Raw genomic sequence first — 20347 nt, forward strand, 5'->3', positions numbered from 1 at the left:
TTTGGCTTAAAGTAAAAGCGGAAGAAGGCACGAATCCTCGTATTATTGGTCCATCCGACGGACTTCACCACTGGGTAGTCATTGGAAACGAAGACAACTTAGGCGTTGGATTTTATTATGACCATGGTGCGGTTCTGGTGCAGGACCCGAATCCACCAATCCTTGGCGAGTGGGAGCATTACGCAGTTATTTTGGACCGTGTCGTGGGGCAGGCATCAATTTATCGGGACGCCACTCTTGTGTCGTCCGGCAGCTTTACAGATGACTTACCTTTAGAAAGCTGGATATTTGGGCACCAAGGAGATGTGAACAATCATGGAGATTCCCTCAATGGACTGTTAGATGACATTCGCATTTACAATCGGTTACTGGAGTTTGCAGACGTCGTAGAGTTAGCTGCCATTCCCGAACCATCTGCATCGATCATGCTATTTTTGCTCATCTTCCAAAGTTTAGTTCAACGTCCAACTAAATGGCGAGTAGTCAAAAAATGCGTAGTTAATGGATAATCTGCAACTCGCGGCGGCGGGCCAAACCGCTGTACTTGGACGGGGCTGCCGCATCTAGCGGCGGACGATAAAAACCTCCGAACATTAGGGGTGCGAAACTGCCCAGGACGAACCGTCCTGAGTTGCCAACAGGAAGAGCGAAATGTGTAAGATGATTGCACCTCGGCAATACTCAAGTATGTCTTGTTATCTATCATTTGAGAAATTGGATAAACTTGGAAGGCCAGGACGTCAGCCCTAGACAGTAATGTTCAACTGGTGTTCTGTCACCCCGCCTCATTTTCATCGATCTCGAACGGATCGTTGTGGGGATCGCTGTTCCAAACGTATTCCGCGTATGTCGCGATTTGCTCCGCGGTCTGCTTGCCGTGGATGATTTCGATGAGCCCCAATGCCATGTCGGTGCCAGCGGTCACTCCCGAGGACGTGACATACTTTCCGTCGACGACCCAGCGAGCCCGGCTTTGCCACATAACGGCAGTTGATTGACTCGTCGCCCAGGCGTAGGGTTGAGCCTGTTTGTTGGTCGTCGCCTTTCGCCCATCAAGAATCCCGGTCTTCGCTAGAATGCCAGATCCCGTACATACCGACGTTGTCCACTCCGTTTGTTGGTCTTGCTGGCGGATGAATTCAAGCAGGACGGAGTTGTAGACTTCAACGCGTGTTCCTATTCCGCCCGGTACCAGCAAAATCTCAAACTGCGGTGCGTCTTCGAAGGAGTACTTGGCGACCGTCTCGACTCCTTGTGACGAAACCACCGCCTCGCCATGCTCTGAAACCATCGCGATTTCGTAATCAGGCATGTGGCCCCACATTTCGACGGGACCGAAGACGTCCAGCGTCTCGAAACGTGGAAACAGTACGATGCCGATTTTTTTAAGCGTAATGTTCAAGTTGTGCAGCCTCATGTTATCAGGCGATTGAGCCGTCGCTGTTGTAAGCGATCATCAATATAGCGTGGCCACCAAATCCGACTTGCGACTTTCAGTAGCAACCGATGACTTAGCAGCTCATCGAAAAAAATCGGGAAAAGCCATATTCCCGCATATTGACACGACAAGAACAGTGTTATACAACAGTAGTCACTTGGGTTGTTTGTCGGATATTTTCCACGTGACGGCGGTCCTCAGCGGTCTTTTCTAATGCTGGATTCGAATCGGCTATGTTGATCAGAATCGAAAAAGGCTCGGCGGTTCCTATCTCCTCGCAAGTGGCAGAGCAGATCGCCACTCTGTGTGCCTCGGGTAAGCTTGTGCCGGGCGAGCGTTTGCCGTCGGTGCGGGAATTGGCCCGGGAGCTGGCCGTCAATCAAAACACGATCTTGCGCGTCTACGAGCGGCTGGTACGCGATGGCCTGCTCGAAATGCGGCACGGGCAGGGAACATTCGTCGCCGAGGACATTGGCGGATCGACGCTTGTCGCGCATCGCAAGCGACTGCTTGAAGAATTCCGCCAACTTGCACGGCAGGGCGTAGCGCTGGGGTTGGATTCTGACGACCTCCACGAACTTCTTACCACGGCACTCGATGAAGTGCTGGCACGACATCTTTCAGATAGCAAGGCTCGAACTAAGGTGACGAAATGAGCGAACTGGCCATCGAGTTTCGTGACGTGCGTAAATCTTTCCGTCGCAAAGAGGTGTTATGCGGCACCACAATGCAAGTCGAGAAGGGGAAGACGTTCGCCTTTTTAGGTCGCAATGGCGAGGGCAAGACAACCGCCATCGGCCTGATGATGGGACTTTTGAAACGCGATTCGGGAGAGATTCGCGTTTTGAATCTCGATCCAGCCACGCACCCGGTAGAAGTGCGGCGGCGGGTTGGTTATTTGGCCGAAGATCAAACGATGTACGGATGGATGCGCTGCGAAGAAATTTTGCGATTCATGGCGCCGTTCTACCCGACGTGGGACCATCAACTTGCTTTGCGGTATGCCAAGGATTTTGAAGTGCCGCTCGCCACGCGGATCAAGCATCTTTCCAAGGGGCAGAATGTGCGGCTCGGTTTGGTGCTGGCGCTCGCGCATCGGCCGGAGTTGGTGATCCTCGACGATCCCGCGTTGGGGCTCGATCCCATCATGCGCAAACAATTCAACCGCGATCTGATCACACACTTGCAAGGGGAAGGCCGCACGGTGTTTTACAGTTCGCATTTGCTGTATGAAGTCGAGCCGGTGGCCGACGAAGTGGCGATTCTCGATCACGGTGTGATTGTGCGGCATGCCGAGACGGAAGATCTGCGGCGGGACGTGAAGCAAATTTCCCTCAGCCGCGAGGCGGCGGGGATACTGGCCCATCAGGCGAAAATCCTCGACCAACGTCCTGATGGGCCAGATTTAGCCCTTGTCGTCGAAGAAGCGGAAGCGATCATCGCGGCACTCGAGCAGGAAGGGGTCGAACATCGGGTGATCGATCTCAACTTGGATGAAATCTTCGAAGCCTACGTCGCCGGGAAAAGGCCTGACTTAGCCGCAACTCAACGAGTCGCAGGGGCGGAGGTGGTGGCATGAACTCGAACATGTTTTTGACTCTTTTCCGTCATTCCCTGGCGAGTTCCACGAGACCAGAGAATCCAGGCTTTGTGGCAGGGCGCTGGATTCCCGCCTGCGCGGGAATGACGGCGGAAGCCGAAGGAGTGCTCAAATGAATTCGATTTGGCTGAGTTTGTTGTGGAAAGAGTGGCGCGAGCAGCGGTGGAAGATGGCAGCGCTTACGGCCATGATGACATGCCTGCCGGTGTTGAGTCTTTTGATTTTTGGTTTCTTCAACGACGCGCAAGTCGTTCAGTCGGTCCTGCTGATGCCCGTGTCTGGCATGTATGTGTATGCAATTGTAGCTGGTCTCTTTATAGGCATGTCTGTTTCAGCAGGAGAAAACGCGCGAAACACATCGACATTTCTACGTGGTCTGCCAGTCCCGATGTGGCAGCCTGGTTCCGCGAAACTGGTCATGGCATTATTCGTTTTGGTTGTGCCAGTTTGCGCGCTTGTCTTAACGGAATTCTTGTTGCTGAATTGGTTGGAGACGAACCGGGAGCCTCAATTGGAAATGCAAAGAGAGTTGAATCTTGCATTTGGGTGGAGGCTCGAAAATCTTTTCCTGTCACAACTCGTCGCAGGACTTTTGGGCGTCACTAGCCTATTGATTTGGACGGTAGCAATCGGTATTAACCGGTCCGACGAAGTTCGTGCGGGAGCTATAAGTTTTCTTGTCATTGCCGCGTCATGGTTAGTGAATGTGAGTGCGATGATCTTTGTGGACAAGTACGTTCATCGTACTTCGGCCATCGAGAGAGATCTTATCATGACCGCCTTCCCGGGCGGGCCAGCTTTGGCTGCGCGGCTATGGGGGGATCCTGCATCAAGTCAGTTCTGGTGGTTTGCTTGTGTGACAGTAACGATTCATGTCGTCTTGGTACTTTGGTTTCTTAAGAGATTCGCGAGCGTGGGCAAGACGAATACGCATGAAATTGGTGACCGTTGGAGTTTTGGGGTTTCCAACGGCATGAACGCCGCGCCATTTAAGAGTCCCACTACCGCGATTTTCTGGAAGCAAATTCGTGAAACGGGACCGCTCGCAATAATTGCCGCAGGGGGCGTGCTGGCAATCGTAACAGCCATTTATTGGTGGCAGCTTTCGCAAGGGGGACAAACGCGTTTCAGTGAGATGTTGACGGCGGTAACTCTTATGGTTGGGATACTAGTTACCATGGTGGCAGGCATTGGAGTCTTGCTGGAGGACTATGCTCCTGGAGTCGAAAATTTCTGGCGATCGCGGCCTATTAATTTGAATGCCTGGTTCGCGATCAAATACTTGGCAGGTTTTGCTATTTTACTTTCTTCCTTTGGGGCGCTTCTAATCTATGCTTCCTTTCTTGAGGATTGGCAAGGCATAACCCTTGATAGTATTTTTTTGATTGTGGGTATGTTCCTGTTGGTCTACTCGATGTCCTTGGCAACCTTTGCTTTGTTGAGGCAGCCAATTTATACGGCGATTCTAACGTTCTGTGGTTTTTTGGTATCAATCTTGATAATAGATATTCTCACAACACCAACTCAACTGATGTTAGCAACAATTTACTACGCATTTTTTCTTATCATGCTGGTTTCGCTCGCTTGGCAGGCCGTTGTGCGGAATTGGGGCTGGAAGCAGCATCGCTGATTTTGACCGCTAAGCCTCGAGCGGCGGTTGCAATTCGTTGAATCGGGGCAATTTGACGCGAGTGGCGGCCCCTACAGAGAAACGCTTCGATCCGCTAAAATCGAAGGGCGCAAAAAATGAGGGTCCTTGCTCGCCGGGGCAAGAACCCTCGAAATTTAGGCTGACCGGTTATGGTTAAACAACCGGAGACCCACAGCCTGTTTTGCGTATCGTCGCTCCCTTGCGGCGAGCTTAACGGCGAAATCGTTTTAATCATTCTATTGGCCTCCTACCGTGTGCAGACGCCCCGCGCAAATGATACAACCCGCAAAACTGGCTCTCGAAGATGGCACTGTGTACACCGGCACGTCGATTGGCGCCGCTGGCGAAGTCGACGGCGAAGTCTGCTTCAACACGTCGATGACCGGCTATCAAGAGATCCTCACCGATCCCAGCTATCGTGGTCAGATCGTCACGATGACCTATCCGCAAATCGGCAACTATGGGGTCAATCAAAGCGACTACGAAAGCAGCAAGCCCCATCTGGCCGGCTTTGTCGTGCGGGAACATAGCCGCATCGAAAGCAACTTTCGCTCGGAAGCATCGCTCGGCGCGTTTCTGAAGAAGTGGGGCGTGGTGGCCATCGAATCGATCGATACTCGCGCGCTTGTGCGGCGAATTCGTTCCCAGGGGGCTATGCGCGGCGTGCTATCGACCATCGACATGGATGATGCCAGTCTGGTGGCCAAGGCGAAAGCAAGCCTGGGACTGGTGGGGCGTGATCTCGTGCGTGAAGTGATTCCCACACAGGCAGCCGCCTGGGATGATTCGGTGAGTGAATGGACTCATTTGAATGGGGAAAGTGGAAAAGGGAAAGGGGAAGGACTTCACGTCGTTGCGCTTGACTATGGCATGAAGTGGAACATCCCGCGGCATCTGGTAGACCAAGGTTGCCGTGTCACGATTCTGCCGGGGACGGCTACCGCTCAGGATGTGCTCGCGCTTAAGCCGGATGGCGTGTTTCTTTCCAATGGGCCGGGCGATCCAGAACCGCTGGAATATGCGATTGGCACGATCCGCGATTTACTCGGCAAACAGCCTGTCTTCGGCATTTGTTTAGGGCATCAGTTGCTGTCACTGGCCAGCGGTGCCAAGACATTCAAGATGAAATTCGGCCATCGCGGGGCTAATCAGCCAGTGCAGCAATTGGGAACTGGTGTCGTGGAAATCACTTCGCAGAACCACGGTTTTGCCGTGGATGAAGAGACGCTCCCCGCGGATCTCGAGGTGACGCATCGCAGCCTCAATGATGGGACGATCGAAGGGGTTCGCCGACGGGATGTGGCCGCGTTTAGCGTTCAATATCATCCCGAAGCCTCAGCGGGGCCGCACGATAGCCATTATTTGTTTCGCGAATTTATGGATGCGATGGCGAAGGCGTGATTGATTTCGCGCTAAGCCGCGAGCGGCTAGCAGTCGCGCATCAGGAGCTCGATGATTTCGATGGCGGCGAGCGCTCGTTGGGGATCGCGAAGTTCTTCGTGCTCGAATTGTCGGGCGAGATCGGTCGAATAGCGCAAGTATTGCTCGCGGGATTCTTCGGCCAACTCCCAGCCGATTTGCTGAACCACTTGCGGCCAGAGCTGGCGGGCTTGCTCTAAAGAATCGGCATCGCCGTGAATGGCTTGGAAGACGACGTCGTCCAATTCTTCGAGCAGCAATTGCACTTCATCCGACTCGGCATGTAGAAAATGCGAGGGAGAATCGAGAGGGAGCGAATCCGCGCCGTTGGAATCGTGCGGACGGCCCCCGTGTGGTGCGTGGGGTCGATGGTTCATGGCGAGAGAGATTAATCCTGAATGTCGGCTGGGTCTTTACGTGATTCGCGGCGGGACAAAGCCCGCCGACGCAGCTCAGCACTCTTGGCGTGAGCTGCGCCGGCCGACAGGGGTGTGTTCGATTCGTGGGCACAATGGTCCACGGTGACGGCAACTTTTTCCAACTGGTCCGCGAGGAGTTGATAATATTTTTCTAGGTCGCCGCGCATTTCGCGGAATTCGTCCTTCCAAGTGTTATTGTCAGCGGAGGCCCGTGCTCGTTCGGTTTCCAAAGCAGCCTCCAGTTCGGTGATTCGCTGTTGGGCGACCTGGCGATCAACTTCCAGCTCGCCGTAACGAGCTTCCAAGTTTTCAAATTCTCGCAACTGCTCACTGTTTTCCTCCTCGAGTTGCTGAAGTTCCTCTTTGGCGGCGGCCAGTTGCTGCTCAAGCTGAATGGCTTGTTTTTGCAGCCCTTTTTCCGCGGTTTTGCTTTTACCAAGCGCGTCCTGGCGGAGGTCCAGCTCGGTCTCTTTGCGAGCAAGTTCGCTTTGCCATTGCGTGAGCTCCTCATGCAGTTTTTCAAGTGCGGAGAACGAATCATGAATCCACGAACCGAGCTCCACCTGCTCGCTCTGGAGAACTTCCAGAGGTTGCAGTGCCGAATGCAACGATTCCAAAGTCGCGGGTGTCGACATGACGTTGATAAGGGTAACGACGCAGCGTGAGCGTGCGGCAAAGGTGAGGAATAGCGTCAAACGACGTTGGAAAAGTCGGTCTGCGGCAAGGTAGGTGGGTACCGCAAGTGGAGTAGGTTGGCGAGCGTTGTTTACAACGTTCCGCCGAATGAAAAGTAGCTTACGAAGTTGGGAGAAGCAAAGAATTTCTCTGAAATAATTTTACTCAAAGTGGCCAGTGCCTGGTTCTAGTCAATCCGAACGCGAGAAGGTTAAATGGTGTTGTTGAAACGCCACATCATTCGTGCGAAATTCTATGCCCAGCAAATCAAAAAAGCGTAAGCGTCCGCAAGAGCTTACACCGTTGGAATCGAAATCGAGCGATGCCATCACGGTCGCTTGGATGGTGACGATCACCACGCTGTTGTTTTGCAATTTGGCCATCGCGGGAGGTTATTATTTCTCGCGTCAATATCCCGATGTCGCGGGGTTACGGATGATGAAAGAGATGCTGTTGATGGCCGGCAGCGGCTTGGGCGTGATTTCGCTGGTGCTGTTGCCGGTGGTTTATCGCGTCCGCAATGTCGTTCCCCCCACGGGGATCGCCGTGTTTGGAGCTTGTTTGGCGATTGCGCCGATCTTGGGGCTGATTTTGAGAAACCTGCAGTAACGCGGCAGCGGGACGCTGCCGGCTAACACTTGCGTAGAAGCTCCCAGTGGAAGATGCCGACCAGCGATTTGGCATCTTCGATTTCGCCGCTTAATGCCATTTGCACGGCCTCGTCCCAAGGAACGATTAAGTTATCGATCTCCTCGCCAGTTTCCCTGGCCGTTGCGCCGGGGGTGAGTCCCTCGGCGACGAACAAGTACATGCGTTCGTGTAGGATGCCCGGCGACATATAAAAGGCCGGTAGCTGAGTCCAACGCTCGGCGGTGTAGCCGGTTTCTTCTTGGAGTTCACGGATCGCGGTCTGTTCGGGGGGCTCTTTGTTGTCTATTGTCCCCGCGGGAAGCTCGATAAGTGTCTTGCCCACCGCAACGCGAAAGTTGCGAATCAGGCAGACGCGATTTCCCTCGAGCAACGGGAGAATTGTCACGGCGCCGGGATGCTCGATCACTTGCCGCGAAACTTGCTTACCATCTTGTAAGGTTTGTTTTCGCTCGAGCACTTGAAAGCGGCTGGCCTGGAACAACAGTTTGGGTTCATCACTCATGGCATTCCTTAACCGGGCTTCGGTGACAGCAGACCTGGCGACAGTTTCAGTATGCGGCAACCACGTTCGTTTTTCCGCGAGTTTTTGCCGTAACGGCGGACAGGTTTGCCGATTTTCGTTGGGGTTGTTAGGATAACTCTAAGAGAGTGCGGCAGTCTATTCTCAATCGGATTGCCTTGGCGGGGATTCTCTGAAACCGTTTTCTGCTAGGGTTGTTGAGTTTGGTGCCACCCACAAGCGGCCATGCGATGAATTCTGCACATGGAATTTGGAGTCTGTGTATAGGCCGCTGGCGGGAAGCGGAAGTGCGGCTGCACATTTTGTTTCCGCTCGTGGCACTGAGTGCATTTTTCCTGACCCGCAACGTCGAGCAGATTGACGAACGGGTTGTTGGCTGGTCGCTCGTCGTGTTGCTCTTCAGCGTCGCCGTGCATGAGCTGGCACGATTGGTGACGGCACTGCGGATTGGTGGGCAGGCTGCCACCATCGTTTTGGGACCTATCGGTGGGTTATCGAAGATTCACCTGCCGGCCGATCCACCGGCCCATTTGCTCACCGCTATGGCGGGGCCGATCGCCTCGTTTGCGCTCTTGGTGATCGCCGCCTGTGCTTTAGCTTTGAGTGGCAATGGCGACATGTTTCGCTTCTTTGTCAGACCTACGGATTTGGAGTATGTCTTCCCGCATCTGGGGAGCCACTTCATTTCTTGGAAACTGTTGGGACAGTTGTTCGTTTATGTTAACGGCTTGCTGCTGTTGATCGATATGCTGCCAATCGATCCCTGTGCCGGTGCGGAAATCCTGCGCGGCATGCTGTGGCCCGTGTTGGGACGAAGCTCCGCCAATACCGCCACTTCGCATATTGCCTTGGGCATGGCCTTATTCTTTGCCGTGGCGGCGGTGGTGGTCTCCTATGCGAATACCACAGTGCTGATCATGCCGAGTTGGTATCCGTTGGCGTTCGTAGCTGTGCTGCTGTTGTATGGTGGGCGAGGTACGGTAGTGTCCAAGCAGTTTGACGTGGGCATCGCCATCGACGAATTCGATTCCGACGATGAAGAGTGGCTCACCACGGATTGGGTCGAAGAAGACCGTGAAGCCGTTTTGGTCGAGCACTTGCAAGATAAGCAGCAAGAGGCCCTGGATCGCAAACGCCGCGAGCAGGAAGCCAACGAGGATGCTCGGGTCGACGACATTCTCGCCCGGTTGCACGAGACGAGTTTTGAAAACTTGTCGGAAGAAGAACGGGCCTTTCTCAAGCGGGCCAGCCGTCGCTATCAGCAACGCCGTGGCAGCGACAAGAACAGTCGGTAGCGTTCATGGCACGCCAAGCACAAGATCGCGAAGATTTGTTGCGCGATGCCAAGGCTCTTGTACCCCGTCTGATGTTGAAGCTCAAGATCCTTGACGAGCCCTGTGAATTGTTTGCCGGTTTTCGCGACAACGCGTTGAGTCTTTATTTCGACGCGGACCCGGTGTATCAGTTCAATCGCTCTCGGGAATTGCGACGAGCATTCGTTGACAACTCGATTATCAAAGCCGTCGCAGGGGAACTTCATACTTGGCAGCCAGAACGCATGGAGCAGGAAGTCGCGATGAACAGTCGCGCAATGAGCACAGCTGAATCCAAAGAGTTCGTTGCCAACCTGCTGCGACGGCTTGCTGATTTGCGTGAGACTTTACTGCAAGGCCATTTTGAAATCGTGGGACAAGTTCCAGCGGAAGGGGAGGGACTCGCGCGGTTGCAAAGTTGGCTCGATTCGGTGAGAACGATTGAAATCGCGCAGGCCGCAAACGTCGCTTAGCCTTGGCGAGCAATGGGAGTAACTACCACGGCCTCGCCAAGTTCAGATTGCAAAATTGTGCCAATCTCGTTGGCCCCGCGCTTTACCATGGCGAGTGCCCCAGGGGCCTGAAGTTTCCGAGACCAACTGCTGGTTGTGATTTTGCCGACTTCTTGATCGCCACTGAGTAACGTTGTCCCAATCGCAGGAACATCTGTACCGTCGAATTTGACGACAACGAGCTTCTTGTTGACATGTCCCAAGGCGTCGATGCGAGCCACCGTTTCCTGACCCAGATAGCAGCCTTTGTTGAAGCTGATGGCCTGGGCATCGCGATTGATTTCTTGTGGCAGGTGCGACTCGCAGAAATCAACGCCAAACAGTGGAAAACCAGATTCCACGCGAAGTGCCGTGAATATTGGGGAATCGACGTCAATGACCAACGATGATTCGTTGGCCGCCCGGGATAGTGAACCGCCCGGCCAGAGCCAATCACAGGAAATTCCAGCGTCGCTCGTGGAGCCAATTTGATATCTCCAAGTGGCTTCGTTTGTTAGGTCGGCGAGTTGCACATCTTCACGAATGATATAGCGGTCGAGATGCTTGATCAGTTTGTCGGCTTGGCCGGGAACCGTGAGTAAGAGTAACCGTTCGGGATCCGTTTCGGCGATCACGGTCACGTGGGCCAGAATCTTGCCTTTGACGTCGGTGCAAAACGCTTCACGAGATTGGCCGGACACTAGGCGAAGCATGTCGTTCGTACACATGTTGTGCAGAAACTTAAAGCGATCCTGACCCGTGAGTTGAACTTGCGACCAATTCTCCAGCCGTACCCCCCCACCCGAGGTCGTGAGCGTCGTGTAATCGTCTTGCCAAGCAGGATTCGAAGGCATGGAAATTGAATCTTGTTGAATGGATCAAGCGGTCAAATTTGGTTCCAAGTGCTGAGCTTGTTCCAAAACAACACACTGCGGATAGCTGCCGATCAGGTGGGCGAGTTCTTTGTCCGAAGCGATGGGGGCGAATCCCAGGCTCTCGACAAGACGGCTGTCGAGTTGGCTTTTGAGATAAATCGTGCCGCGTTGCAGCACGCGACATAACAACAGCGAGGCCTGACTGTCGGCGAAGGCATCCTTGAGCAGCTTGCGTTCGACATCGGCCAAATCTTGGGCATTGCGCAACCGTTTGGCGGAGGGCCCGGGCCGCGCTGCGATATCCGAACAGATAGCGATCGCGCCACCGGGAATCAAAAGCTCATCAGCCGCCGAAAGCGCGCGACTCAAGTTCTGCCAAGTTTGCTGAGAATCGTTGCCGACGATCGTCGCGACAACCAACTCCGCCTTGCGATCCACTTCAGTCGACCACACATCGCGATAAGCGCCCCGCGCTGCCTCGGCGACGGCAGTCGGCGTACCGCAGCAGAACGCGGCAACTTTGCCTTGGGGACCAGGCACGACCTGCAATGCCAGACCAATACCAAGCAACCAATCGCATTGATGAACTTCCTCCTGCAGCTTCTGACGACTCGACTTCGATTCTTGCGAGCTGGGGGAATGAAAACGGCCGATTGTTTCTTGATCGGAAAACGTGGGGAACATCCCCGTGCCAGAAAAGTCGCGTTCGCCCCCTGTGGTGACACCAACTGGGATCACCAGATCAGCATCGCACAGCACACGGTTGAGCCGTAAGGGCAGGCCCGCCGCAGTAACGCCCAGCAGGGCCAGTTGCTCTTCTTGATCGGCGACATGAAGAATGATCGGGAGGTCTTCTCCCACCTGTTCGCGCAACAAATGTTGTACTACACCATCTGCGGCGAACTCTGGCGAAAGCAAAATCGTGATGGCTGATTTTTCTACGCCTGCGTGTGTTAACGCTGTGATGATTCCATCGACGACTCGCAACACATGAGGCGTGCCGTACGCGAGAGCGATGGCCACCGTGTCTCCCGGAACGGTCGCACTGGCGAGTTCAGGATATTCAAGCGGATTGGCAAAGGCTTGTTCCACTCGTGCGGGTATGTCGTCATCGGGAATCGCTGCCACGTTGTTGGCACGAACTGTCACGACATTCGTGGTTGATAAATCACAGGTTGTTCCGTTGCCGTAAGTAAGCTTCATAGATTCGTAGAGCACGGCTCTCTAGGCCGCCGCGTAGTCGTGTGATATGTTGATAAACTTCAACCATTGGCGCAGTGAGTGGCCTCTTGGTCAAGGGGTGCCGTCGGGTCGAACGCACGTCAATTCCAGCGGGGCTCTCGATCAACGTATTTCGCCGTGAGTTTTCTAGATGACCAACTGCTCGAAAAGTCGTTTTTTTCTGGAGACCTGGTTCGTCGTGGCGGCAGCGACACTTCTGTTGTCCGCTTGCAGCGATTCAAAGCTCCCACCGCGAGTGAAAGAATCGAAAGCCGACAAGATTTCGCCTGAAGATATTCTTGCCAAATTACGTGGCACTTACGCCGCGCTCGATTCCTACTCCGACAATGCGATTCTCGTGGAACGGGGTGTGAGCCGCTCGCGGGGTAGTGTCACCGAGATGCCTTTCACGCATCTTTCATTGGCATTTGGTCGGCTGAACCGCTATGCGATTTCCTACGAGGACGCGATCCCCAGCAGTCAGGGACGCACGAAATATCGCATCGCTTCGGATGGAAAGCGTGTGCGGTCGGTGGCGAACGAATTGCCGGAACAAATTCACGAAGCGATCGCTCCTCGAGAAACGACCGCCGAAAATCTGATCCCCGAGCCAGAACTTCGCCAAGCCATTTTGCAGGTGGGGATTGAGAATCTCTTTCCACAACTAATGATGTTGCTCGCGCGTGATGCGGAGAAGCCTTTATTTCCGCGCAGCACAACACTCAAGATGTTGCCGGCAGAAAAAATCGAGGGTGCTGCGTGCTATCGAATCGCACTCACGGAACCTGAAGGCCAGCGTGTGCTATGGATCGATAAGGACAAATTTATTCTGCGACGGATGGAAATTCCCATCGATCAACAGCGTAAAAGTTTGGATCCCACGGGTCAGTTTTCCAGTTTTTCGGTTGATCTCGATTTTTCTGATATCACACTGAATCCGCAGTTCGATGACGAGGTTGTAACGATCACCATTCCCGAAGGCGCGCGGCTCGTGCGACGATTCGTTCCTCCGGCTGCGGAAGGGCCGTCACCGAATCTCGGCAAGCCGGTCAAAGAATTTGCATTTGAAGATCTCACGGGGAACAAAGTGACTCCGGCATCGCTGAAAGGCAAGATCGGCGTATTGGAGTTCTGGGGAACGGATTGCGCACCGTGCAAACAGCACACACCTCAATTGGAAAAGGCATTTCAAGCGTTGAAAGATGACGAAGGTGTTGTGTTCTACGCGGTGAGCACAGACCCCAAAGGCTTGCCAACCGAAACCGTTGCCAAGACCTTTGAGTCCTGGGGCGGCACCATTCCCGTGCTGCGGGATTTGGAAAAGAACGCCTATTACAACTTAGAAGTCAAAGCGACTCCCACCTTGATGTTGGTGAGTGCCGACGGCCAATTGCAGGACATGCATACCGGCATGTTGGAGAACGCCGACGACTTGGTGAAAAAAGTTCGCCAGATTCAAGCGGGCGAAGATTTGGTCCAAGCTGCTAAAGATCAGCATACGCGTGAACTCGACGAACACTTAGCGATCATGGAAGCCGCCACGCTGGAACGTTCGCTCGTTGACGAACAACCCGCCACCGCGGAGATTTCACCACGCAAGTTGCCGGAGAAGCTCGTTGTCGAAGAGGTTTGGAAATCGAAACTTGCGAATCTGACTAAGCCGGGCCACGTGGTGGTTCTCACGGGAGACAGCCAAGAAATATTGGTTATCGATGGCGGCGAGGCGGTGGTTCGCTATGACAACGGCGGTAAGTCAATCGGGCAAATCAAACTCCCCCAGCATTCCGAGCAATCTGCTGGATTAGTTCGAGCAGCTACCGATGCCGACGGGAAAAACTGGTTTCTGGTAAGCGGCGTCGATTGGCAACAGGTGTTTCTCTTCGACAAGGATTGGCAACTTGTGTTTTCCTTTCCTGATGAGCAACATTCGGGGATTGGTGATGCGCGGTTGTTCGATTTGAAATCGGCTGGGAAGCCCAACGTGTTTGTTGGTTATTGGGGCGGGTTAGGCGTTCAGGAAGGATCACTCGAAGGGCAACGAGTGTGGGTCAATCGCCATTTGGATCATGTGCTGCAAGTTGCGGAAGGGCCCGCCATTGAATCGGGCAAAGATAGTTCGCTGTGGTGTACCAGCACTCGAGGAACCGTCACCGAAATCACTGCCGATGGCAAGTTGAATCGCGAGATCGTGATCGTCGGGCATAACTTAATTTCGCTCGAGCCGTTCACCCACGACGAGCAACAAACACGATGTGGCATCAGCTCAGTCAAGGCTGGTCGATATGCCGTTGTGGCTTTTGATCGCAACGGCAAAGTTGCGTGGAGCTATGATTTGCCGCCGGGCGAATATCAGGGATCCATTCCGCCGATTCAAAGAATCGATTTGCCCGACCTGAAAGATAGTGTCGTCGTGGCTGGGCCCGATGGTTCTTTGCACTTTCTCAGTGCTCAGGGTGAGCTTATTGATCGTTTCGATTACGGCGATTCGATTAGCGGTTTGGCTGCTCGGGTCACCGAGAAAGACCCCTTTTTGTGGGTGTCGGCGGGGAATCGACTCACCGCGTGGCGAATAGCGGCGGAATCGGCACCTTGAATTTCTCGGCGAGTGATTTTAAGTTCGGTGGTTGAGAAACTTACAATCGCTAAGCCCCGACCGGATTGAACAGTCGGCTTGAACAGAAAGAGAATTCCATGGCTGTTTCTACCGAACAAATGACCACTTGGCTCAAGACCCTTCTGGCTGGACGTTCGGCAGCACCCGAGCTGGAACTTGTTGATTATCTTTCCTCGGTGCCGCGCTTGGATACGCTGGCGGACGTGCCGTCAGGAACACCGGTCGCCATTCGCGGCGACGTCGATGCCAAGCCAGGGACCAAGGTTGGTGAAGGAGATATTCGCCTGCAATCGATGGTCGATACGCTCAAGTACGGCAGCGAGCGCGGCTGGAAGCAAATCATTTTTGGCCACATTGGCCGCAAGCCGGAAGGTTCGCTTAATAAGGTCGCAGCCCGGTTGGGCGAATTGCTGGGGCAAGATGTGACGTTGATCACTGATTGGATCGACGAATCGAACGACACGATTCTGGATTCCGTGGCCAAGCAAATTGCCGACGCCAAGCCGGGCGCGGTGATCATGTTAGAGAACACCCGCAAATACAAGATTGAAACCGTGCTGTGGAAAGCCAAAGAGGCTGACGTTCCCAAATTGGCCGAATCGCTGAGCAAATTTGCCAACGACTTCGCGGCCAAGATCGCCAAGGTCTACGTGCACGAAGCACTTTCCGCCGGCAGCTTGGATGCATCGAGTGTGGTGATTCCCGCGGCGATGGACCGTGTGGCGATGGGAACTTACGAGGCGTCGGAATTCGACGGCCCCATGCGGCAGTGTTTGAAGACGCAGTTGGTGATCTTCAGCGGGCTCAAGATCGACAAGCTCGATGACCTCGAAGCGATGATTGGTCGGGGAACGATCAAGACAGTCTTCGCTGCCGGGTCTCTGGCCATGGCCTTGAAGAAAGCGATTGGCGAAATCGATGGCAAACCTTGCTGCCTGGGTGTCGCCGAAGATCCTGCCCACTCCGACAAGCCCTACTATATTCCGGCTGAGCGGGTGGCTCAGGCCAAGGAAATGGTCACCGAGGGCCGGATAAAAGGCATTGAGTTTATCGTGCCGGTTGATTCCGTGGTCGAAGACGGCTCGGTGGTCGAGAATCTCGCCCCCGATCAACAGCAGTTCGATATTGGCCCCGAGTCGAGCAAACTTTTTGAAGAAAAAGTCACCGAGTTCCTGGTCGACCATCCCCGCGGGGCCGTGGCATTCCACAACGGCGTCTTCGGTATGTTCGAAGATCCACGCTTTGAGGCGGGCACGAAAAACTTCATACCTCAGCTCAAGCGGATGACCGATTCGGAGGTCGAGGTTTACGTCGGTGGCGGCGAAGGGGGCAAAGCCCTTGAACTCTACGGTAAACCGGACTGGGTGACGCACGTCTTCACCGCAGGGGGAACCGTGCTCAATGCCCTAGGCAGCGAGCCCGTCCCATATTTGGTCGCCCTACGGATGGCAGCTAAGTCTTAAGCGGCGGTGCCAGGGCGAACGCGGTCGCAGTATTCGGCAAAACGGTCGAGGGCCTTCAAAGTTTCGCCGGGGCTGGCTTCTTCCTCGCAGCACAACTCGAGACGAGCCGCGAGAGTACTCAGTTTCGCAAAGCCGTAGTTGCTGGCCAGTTCGTTGAGCTGGTGGGCCACGCGGGCGACCGATTCCCAGTCAGCCACTTCGGCGTGAGAACGGAGCGTTTCGAGACGCTGGGGCAGCTCGTGGGCAAAGATCGCCACAAGTTCGGCCAAATTGGGGTCGTCGCCATACACCGAATAGACGGGCTGGAACGATTGAATCGATTGCATGATGGATCTCCTGGTTGAAGGCGAGACACGTCCGTGCGACTGCTTCGCGCTAGGTTACTAGGCAGACTCTTACAACCAACTTCTAGCGAAGCCTAGACCATTTTTCGGCATGGGGTGCCGTGGCTTATAGGAATAGGCAAAGTGGTTAAACGACGCGAGGAATCGTTTCGATCTGCTAATAGTGATTAAAAGTCGTATTGCGATTTCTCATAACTGCTCGCGGCAATGCGAGACAATTATGCGCGAAAGTGCTCTGGCCACGGTCGAGCGTCTTTTCTAGCTCCCACGAGCACAGACCCTCCCCCGAGAAGCTGTTTCGCGCATGCGCGATGAACGGCTTGTGCGGGGCAGAACGATTGAATCGATCGTAAAATCCCCGGGAAAACTCGCCTCAACCGGTCTCAATCGCTACGAACGAAATGCGCGGAACGCGGTCGAGAAAGAGTGATAGCAATTTCTTGAAAGTCATCAAGGGTTTCTGTGACCTTCGTCGATAGCTGTCATATCCAATGGAGCGTTAGCCGCTCGCAAAGGAAGACAAAGGTTTCGCGATGAGCACTCTACGCTTCCCATAAGCAAGTGCAGTCCAGACCCTTCCTTGTGCCGTGGCGGCCACTGTGTTTCCCCCTCAATTTAGGAGCCTCCCAAATGAAGAGTAATGTCCTCCTGTCGGCGCTTGGTTTGTGCGTCGCAATTGTTCTTAGCAGTGCTTCGAATGCCAACGCGTTCGGCCTGTTTGGTGGTTGTGCCGAGCCTAGCTGTGGTTGTTCTGATGACTGTGGTGCTGAGCCCAGCTGTGGCTGTGCCGACGCTTGCGAACCAAGCTGCGGTTGTGCCGATGACTGCTGTGCTCCTTCTTGCGGTTGCTGCAAGAAGCGTTGTGGTTTGTTCGCCCGCTGCAAAGCTCGCAAGTGCTGCAAGAAGGCTTGCTGCTGCGAACCAAGCTGTGGTTGTGCCGATGCATGCGAACCAAGCTGCGGTTGTGCTGACGCTTGCGGTGCCGACAACGGCTGCTGCGGTGCCGAGCCCAGCTGTGGTTGTGCCGATGACAGCTGCTGCGAACCAAGCTGCGGTTGTGCTGAAGACACCTGCTGCAATGCCGGTCACGGTTGCTGCTGCAAGAAGCGTTGCGGCCTCTTGGCCAAGATGCGTGCTCGCAAGTGCTGCAAAAAGGCTTGCTGCTGCGAACCAAGCTGCGGTTGTGCCGATGCATGCGGTGCTGACAGCTGCTGCGAACCAAGCTGCGGTTGTGCAGGCTGAGATCAGTCAACAAACCCACAAGGTTTGACAACTGAATAAGAATAAAACGGCTCCTTACTCTCACGGGTAAGGAGCCGTTTTTCGTTTAGGTGGGCTACGATTTGCGATGGTTTCTCGATCTTGTGGACTTTCGCCGAGCCCCGCGCGATAATCACGGCATCTTCTTTTTCCGGAACAGAGGGAAGGTGCACTATGAACACTTCGCGATTTTGGGGAGCTATTCTTGGCCTGCTCCTCACCGTTGAAACTCTCACTGCCCAGCAAGCCTTGCCGCCGCAAGGGAATCAGGGACAAGCCAACCAAGGCCTGGGCAACATTGGTTTCTTTGGTGGGCCGGGGCCGGTGGGTTTAGGCCCGGGGGCACCGGGAGGCGCGGCCAATGCCGACTTCGATTCGCTCATCGACTTGATCGTGTCGACCGTGGAATACGACACTTGGATGGAAAACGGTAGCGGTGAAGGCGAGATTCAACCGTTTCCCACGGGCGTCTATGCCGATGCCGCAGGGACCTTGCGGTTCGATCGTTCGCAGTTGACCACGGTCAGTCTCAAGCGTGAGCCCAAGCCTCTAGCGGCAGGTGGCGATGTCCGGCAACGCTCACCGCTCCGTTACGTGTCGCTACCGCAACTCGAGCGAGCGATTGCCAAACACCAAGCCGAGCACAAACCACTTCCTCCCGAGATGCTCACGCTCGCCGGGTTGCAGCGAATTCAATATGTGCTGATCAATCCCAAGACAAACGATTTGATTCTGGCGGGACCAGCGGGAGATTGGCAAGTCGATCCGTCGGGCATCATCGTCAGCACAGAGTCCGGACAGCCCGTTGTCCGGCTGGACGATTTGCTCACATTGTGGCGACGACACAACACGGGGGCGGCGTTTGGTTGTTCGATCACACCTCGACAGCAATCGCTGGCTGAAACGCAAGAGTATTTGAATCGTACGGCCAACCAGGCCATTGAGCCCAGCGATCGGAAGGACTGGCTCACCGGCCTCCGCGATAGCCTTGGCAAGCAGGACGTGGAATTCTTCGGCACGACCCCTGATAGCCACATGGCGCGAGTTTTGTTGGTGGCCGACTATCACATGAAGCTCATCGGCATGGGGCTCGCCGACGGGGTGGATGGTGTCAGCAGTTATCTGGACACAGTGCAACTCTCCGCCGATGGTTCAGCCCCGCCGATGAACGTATTGCGTTGGTGGTTTGCGCTCACCGAGCGTCCCATCAAAGCGAATGCCACGCGTGATGCCTTCGAGATTCCGACTGGCGGGGTCCAAGTGCTGAGTGAAAATGAGCTTCTCGCCGCGCGCGGCCAACGAATTCACACGAATCAGTCGGACGATCTCAATCGCCGCTTTGCCGAGTCTTTTACCAAACACTTTGCTCAGATTGCCGACAAATACCCACTGTATGGCGAGCTCCAGAATATATTCGACCTTGCGGTGGTCTTGGCGCTTGTTGAGCGTGAACAACTCGTGGGCCGTTCCGGTTGGCAACCGGCATTATTTGAAGACGCGGGTTCTTTGCGACTACCTCGCATGGCCGTGCCGCAAGAAGTAGAAACTGTCATTAATCACCGCGTGATCAAGAAAAAACATATCATCGCGGGAATCAGCGGCGGCGTGTGGGTCGATGCCCCTAAGCAACTCAAGCTGGAAACCGATGAAAAAGTCGCGGTCGGTCTCAAGGATGATGCGCCGTCCGGGCAATGGTGGTGGGACTAAACCGATTCCGGTTCATCATCTTGGGCCACACGCACAAGCGCTTCATCGAGGAGCGGTTGTTTTTCGCGCTTGATCCACCAATAGGTGCCGATCAATCCGCCCAAGAGGACGAGCAGGGTGAGCGCCCACTCGGCATCGCGGAGCAATTCGGTGATGTGATCGCCGAAGAAATGGGCCGTCCAAAAGAAAGTGCCCACCACGAGCGTCGCGCAAAACATGTCGTAAAAAATAAACTCGCGAAAGGGAACGCGCATAATTCCTGCGGACAGATAAACCGGCCCACGCACGCCCACCATAAAGCGGGCCACCCCCATCACTTTGAACAGATGTTTCTTAATCGCCGCATCGAACTTTTCGTGACGCGTAGCCCCCAGCCATTTGCTGAGCTTGGGATGGCGTTGAACCAGCCCGTGACCGAAGTGATACCCGATCCCATACATGGCGCTATCGCCAAGCAAAGCCCCGACAAGGCAGGCCGCGAATGCCAGCCAGGGATCGAAGTGCCCCTGCGAACTGAGCACCCCCGCCAGAATGATGGGAATTTCTTCAGGGATTGGCAGACCGCAACCCGTGAGCACCAGAAATACCACGATGCCTAGGTATCCGCCATTTTGGATCAGCCAATCCACGTCAAGCGTCTCTCGTGAAGGTAGGTGGTAGCCGGTTCGAGGTGCTTCATGTCATCG

21 protein-coding genes are annotated in these 20347 nt (G+C 54.6%); 13 read left to right on the forward strand and 8 right to left on the reverse strand.

The genetic code is table 11. From position 1 onward, the window contains the following. Nucleotides 1–509, forward strand: a 509-nt coding sequence (locus tag AC6T8Q_RS18995) for a LamG-like jellyroll fold domain-containing protein (protein ID WP_500680577.1), incomplete at its 5' end; no start/stop codon positions are given. Nucleotides 510–775: 266 nt separating this feature from the next. On the opposite strand, the gene AC6T8Q_RS19000 is transcribed toward AC6T8Q_RS18995, so the two are convergent. After that, the gene (locus tag AC6T8Q_RS19000; RefSeq protein ID WP_500680578.1) at nucleotides 776–1417 is read right to left on the reverse strand and encodes a DJ-1/PfpI family protein; all 642 of its coding nucleotides are present in this window, start codon (nucleotides 1415–1417) and stop codon (nucleotides 776–778) included. 254 nt (nucleotides 1418–1671) lie between these two features. Here AC6T8Q_RS19000 and AC6T8Q_RS19005 point away from each other — a divergent pair, with 254 nt between their 5' ends. From AC6T8Q_RS19005 to carA, 5 genes are all read left to right on the forward strand, one after another. Next, nucleotides 1672–2094, forward strand: coding sequence for a GntR family transcriptional regulator (locus tag AC6T8Q_RS19005; RefSeq protein WP_500680579.1), 423 nt, complete (start codon nucleotides 1672–1674; stop codon nucleotides 2092–2094). Beyond that, on the forward strand, nucleotides 2091–3017 hold the full coding sequence (locus tag AC6T8Q_RS19010) for an ABC transporter ATP-binding protein (protein ID WP_500680580.1): 927 nt from the start codon (nucleotides 2091–2093) through the stop codon (nucleotides 3015–3017). The genes AC6T8Q_RS19005 and AC6T8Q_RS19010 overlap by 4 nt, the downstream gene beginning before the upstream one ends. After that, complete coding sequence (locus AC6T8Q_RS19015; RefSeq protein WP_500680581.1) at nucleotides 3014–3154, forward strand: hypothetical protein; 141 nt, start codon at nucleotides 3014–3016, stop codon at nucleotides 3152–3154. The genes AC6T8Q_RS19010 and AC6T8Q_RS19015 overlap by 4 nt, the downstream gene beginning before the upstream one ends. Further along, complete coding sequence (locus AC6T8Q_RS19020) at nucleotides 3151–4668, forward strand: hypothetical protein (RefSeq protein WP_500680582.1); 1518 nt, start codon at nucleotides 3151–3153, stop codon at nucleotides 4666–4668. The genes AC6T8Q_RS19015 and AC6T8Q_RS19020 overlap by 4 nt, the downstream gene beginning before the upstream one ends. Before the next feature lie 294 nt (nucleotides 4669–4962). Continuing rightward, complete coding sequence (gene carA / locus AC6T8Q_RS19025; protein ID WP_500680583.1) at nucleotides 4963–6090, forward strand: glutamine-hydrolyzing carbamoyl-phosphate synthase small subunit; 1128 nt, start codon at nucleotides 4963–4965, stop codon at nucleotides 6088–6090. A gap of 26 nt (nucleotides 6091–6116) precedes the next feature. Here carA and AC6T8Q_RS19030 read toward each other — a convergent pair whose 3' ends face one another. Next, nucleotides 6117–6485 carry a hypothetical protein gene (locus AC6T8Q_RS19030; protein WP_500680584.1) on the reverse strand — a complete coding sequence of 123 codons (369 nt, stop codon included), beginning with the start codon at nucleotides 6483–6485 and terminating at the stop codon, nucleotides 6117–6119. A gap of 11 nt (nucleotides 6486–6496) precedes the next feature. Then, nucleotides 6497–7162 carry a hypothetical protein gene (locus tag AC6T8Q_RS19035; protein ID WP_500680585.1) on the reverse strand — a complete coding sequence of 222 codons (666 nt, stop codon included), beginning with the start codon at nucleotides 7160–7162 and terminating at the stop codon, nucleotides 6497–6499. Nucleotides 7163–7457: 295 nt separating this feature from the next. Here AC6T8Q_RS19035 and AC6T8Q_RS19040 point away from each other — a divergent pair, with 295 nt between their 5' ends. Beyond that, nucleotides 7458–7811, forward strand: coding sequence for a hypothetical protein (locus tag AC6T8Q_RS19040; RefSeq protein ID WP_500680586.1), 354 nt, complete (start codon nucleotides 7458–7460; stop codon nucleotides 7809–7811). A 22-nt stretch (nucleotides 7812–7833) separates the two neighbouring features. On the opposite strand, the gene AC6T8Q_RS19045 is transcribed toward AC6T8Q_RS19040, so the two are convergent. Beyond that, entirely contained in the window at nucleotides 7834–8355 is a 522-nt protein-coding gene (locus tag AC6T8Q_RS19045; RefSeq protein WP_500680587.1) for an NUDIX hydrolase, read from the reverse strand. A 248-nt stretch (nucleotides 8356–8603) separates the two neighbouring features. On the opposite strand from AC6T8Q_RS19045, the gene AC6T8Q_RS19050 reads away from it, so the two are divergent. Continuing rightward, nucleotides 8604–9668 carry a zinc metalloprotease gene (locus AC6T8Q_RS19050; protein ID WP_500680588.1) on the forward strand — a complete coding sequence of 355 codons (1065 nt, stop codon included), beginning with the start codon at nucleotides 8604–8606 and terminating at the stop codon, nucleotides 9666–9668. 5 nt (nucleotides 9669–9673) lie between these two features. After that, on the forward strand, nucleotides 9674–10159 hold the full coding sequence (locus AC6T8Q_RS19055; protein ID WP_500680589.1) for a hypothetical protein: 486 nt from the start codon (nucleotides 9674–9676) through the stop codon (nucleotides 10157–10159). Here the strand turns inward: AC6T8Q_RS19055 and ygfZ are convergent. Together ygfZ and AC6T8Q_RS19065 are read right to left on the reverse strand one after the other, a co-directional pair. Beyond that, nucleotides 10156–11031, reverse strand: coding sequence for a CAF17-like 4Fe-4S cluster assembly/insertion protein YgfZ (ygfZ, locus tag AC6T8Q_RS19060; protein WP_500680590.1), 876 nt, complete (start codon nucleotides 11029–11031; stop codon nucleotides 10156–10158). The two genes, AC6T8Q_RS19055 and ygfZ, sit on opposite strands and share 4 nt — an antisense overlap. Before the next feature lie 24 nt (nucleotides 11032–11055). Next, on the reverse strand, nucleotides 11056–12270 hold the full coding sequence (locus AC6T8Q_RS19065) for a lactate racemase domain-containing protein (protein ID WP_500680591.1): 1215 nt from the start codon (nucleotides 12268–12270) through the stop codon (nucleotides 11056–11058). A gap of 259 nt (nucleotides 12271–12529) precedes the next feature. Between AC6T8Q_RS19065 and AC6T8Q_RS19070 the strand changes: the two genes are divergently transcribed. Together AC6T8Q_RS19070 and pgk are read left to right on the forward strand one after the other, a co-directional pair. After that, nucleotides 12530–14866, forward strand: a complete 2337-nt coding sequence (locus AC6T8Q_RS19070; RefSeq protein WP_500680592.1) for a redoxin domain-containing protein — start codon at nucleotides 12530–12532, stop codon at nucleotides 14864–14866. A gap of 98 nt (nucleotides 14867–14964) precedes the next feature. Further along, the gene (gene pgk, locus AC6T8Q_RS19075; protein ID WP_500680593.1) at nucleotides 14965–16350 is read left to right on the forward strand and encodes a phosphoglycerate kinase; all 1386 of its coding nucleotides are present in this window, start codon (nucleotides 14965–14967) and stop codon (nucleotides 16348–16350) included. On the opposite strand, the gene AC6T8Q_RS19080 is transcribed toward pgk, so the two are convergent. Continuing rightward, nucleotides 16347–16676, reverse strand: a complete 330-nt coding sequence (locus AC6T8Q_RS19080; RefSeq protein ID WP_500680594.1) for an Hpt domain-containing protein — start codon at nucleotides 16674–16676, stop codon at nucleotides 16347–16349. The two genes, pgk and AC6T8Q_RS19080, sit on opposite strands and share 4 nt — an antisense overlap. A 715-nt stretch (nucleotides 16677–17391) precedes the next feature. On the opposite strand from AC6T8Q_RS19080, the gene AC6T8Q_RS19085 reads away from it, so the two are divergent. Continuing rightward, nucleotides 17392–17964: a hypothetical protein gene (locus tag AC6T8Q_RS19085; protein WP_500680595.1), complete on the forward strand. Its 573-nt coding sequence runs from the start codon at nucleotides 17392–17394 to the stop codon at nucleotides 17962–17964. Nucleotides 17965–18128: 164 nt separating this feature from the next. Then, complete coding sequence (locus AC6T8Q_RS19090; RefSeq protein WP_500680596.1) at nucleotides 18129–19661, forward strand: DUF1598 domain-containing protein; 1533 nt, start codon at nucleotides 18129–18131, stop codon at nucleotides 19659–19661. Here AC6T8Q_RS19090 and AC6T8Q_RS19095 read toward each other — a convergent pair. Next, entirely contained in the window at nucleotides 19658–20290 is a 633-nt protein-coding gene (locus AC6T8Q_RS19095; RefSeq protein ID WP_500680597.1) for a DedA family protein, read from the reverse strand. The two genes, AC6T8Q_RS19090 and AC6T8Q_RS19095, sit on opposite strands and share 4 nt — an antisense overlap. Nucleotides 20291–20347 lie beyond the last annotated feature (57 nt).

Source organism: Bythopirellula sp. (genome assembly GCF_041737835.1).
Lineage (GTDB): Bacteria > Planctomycetota > Planctomycetia > Pirellulales > Lacipirellulaceae > Bythopirellula.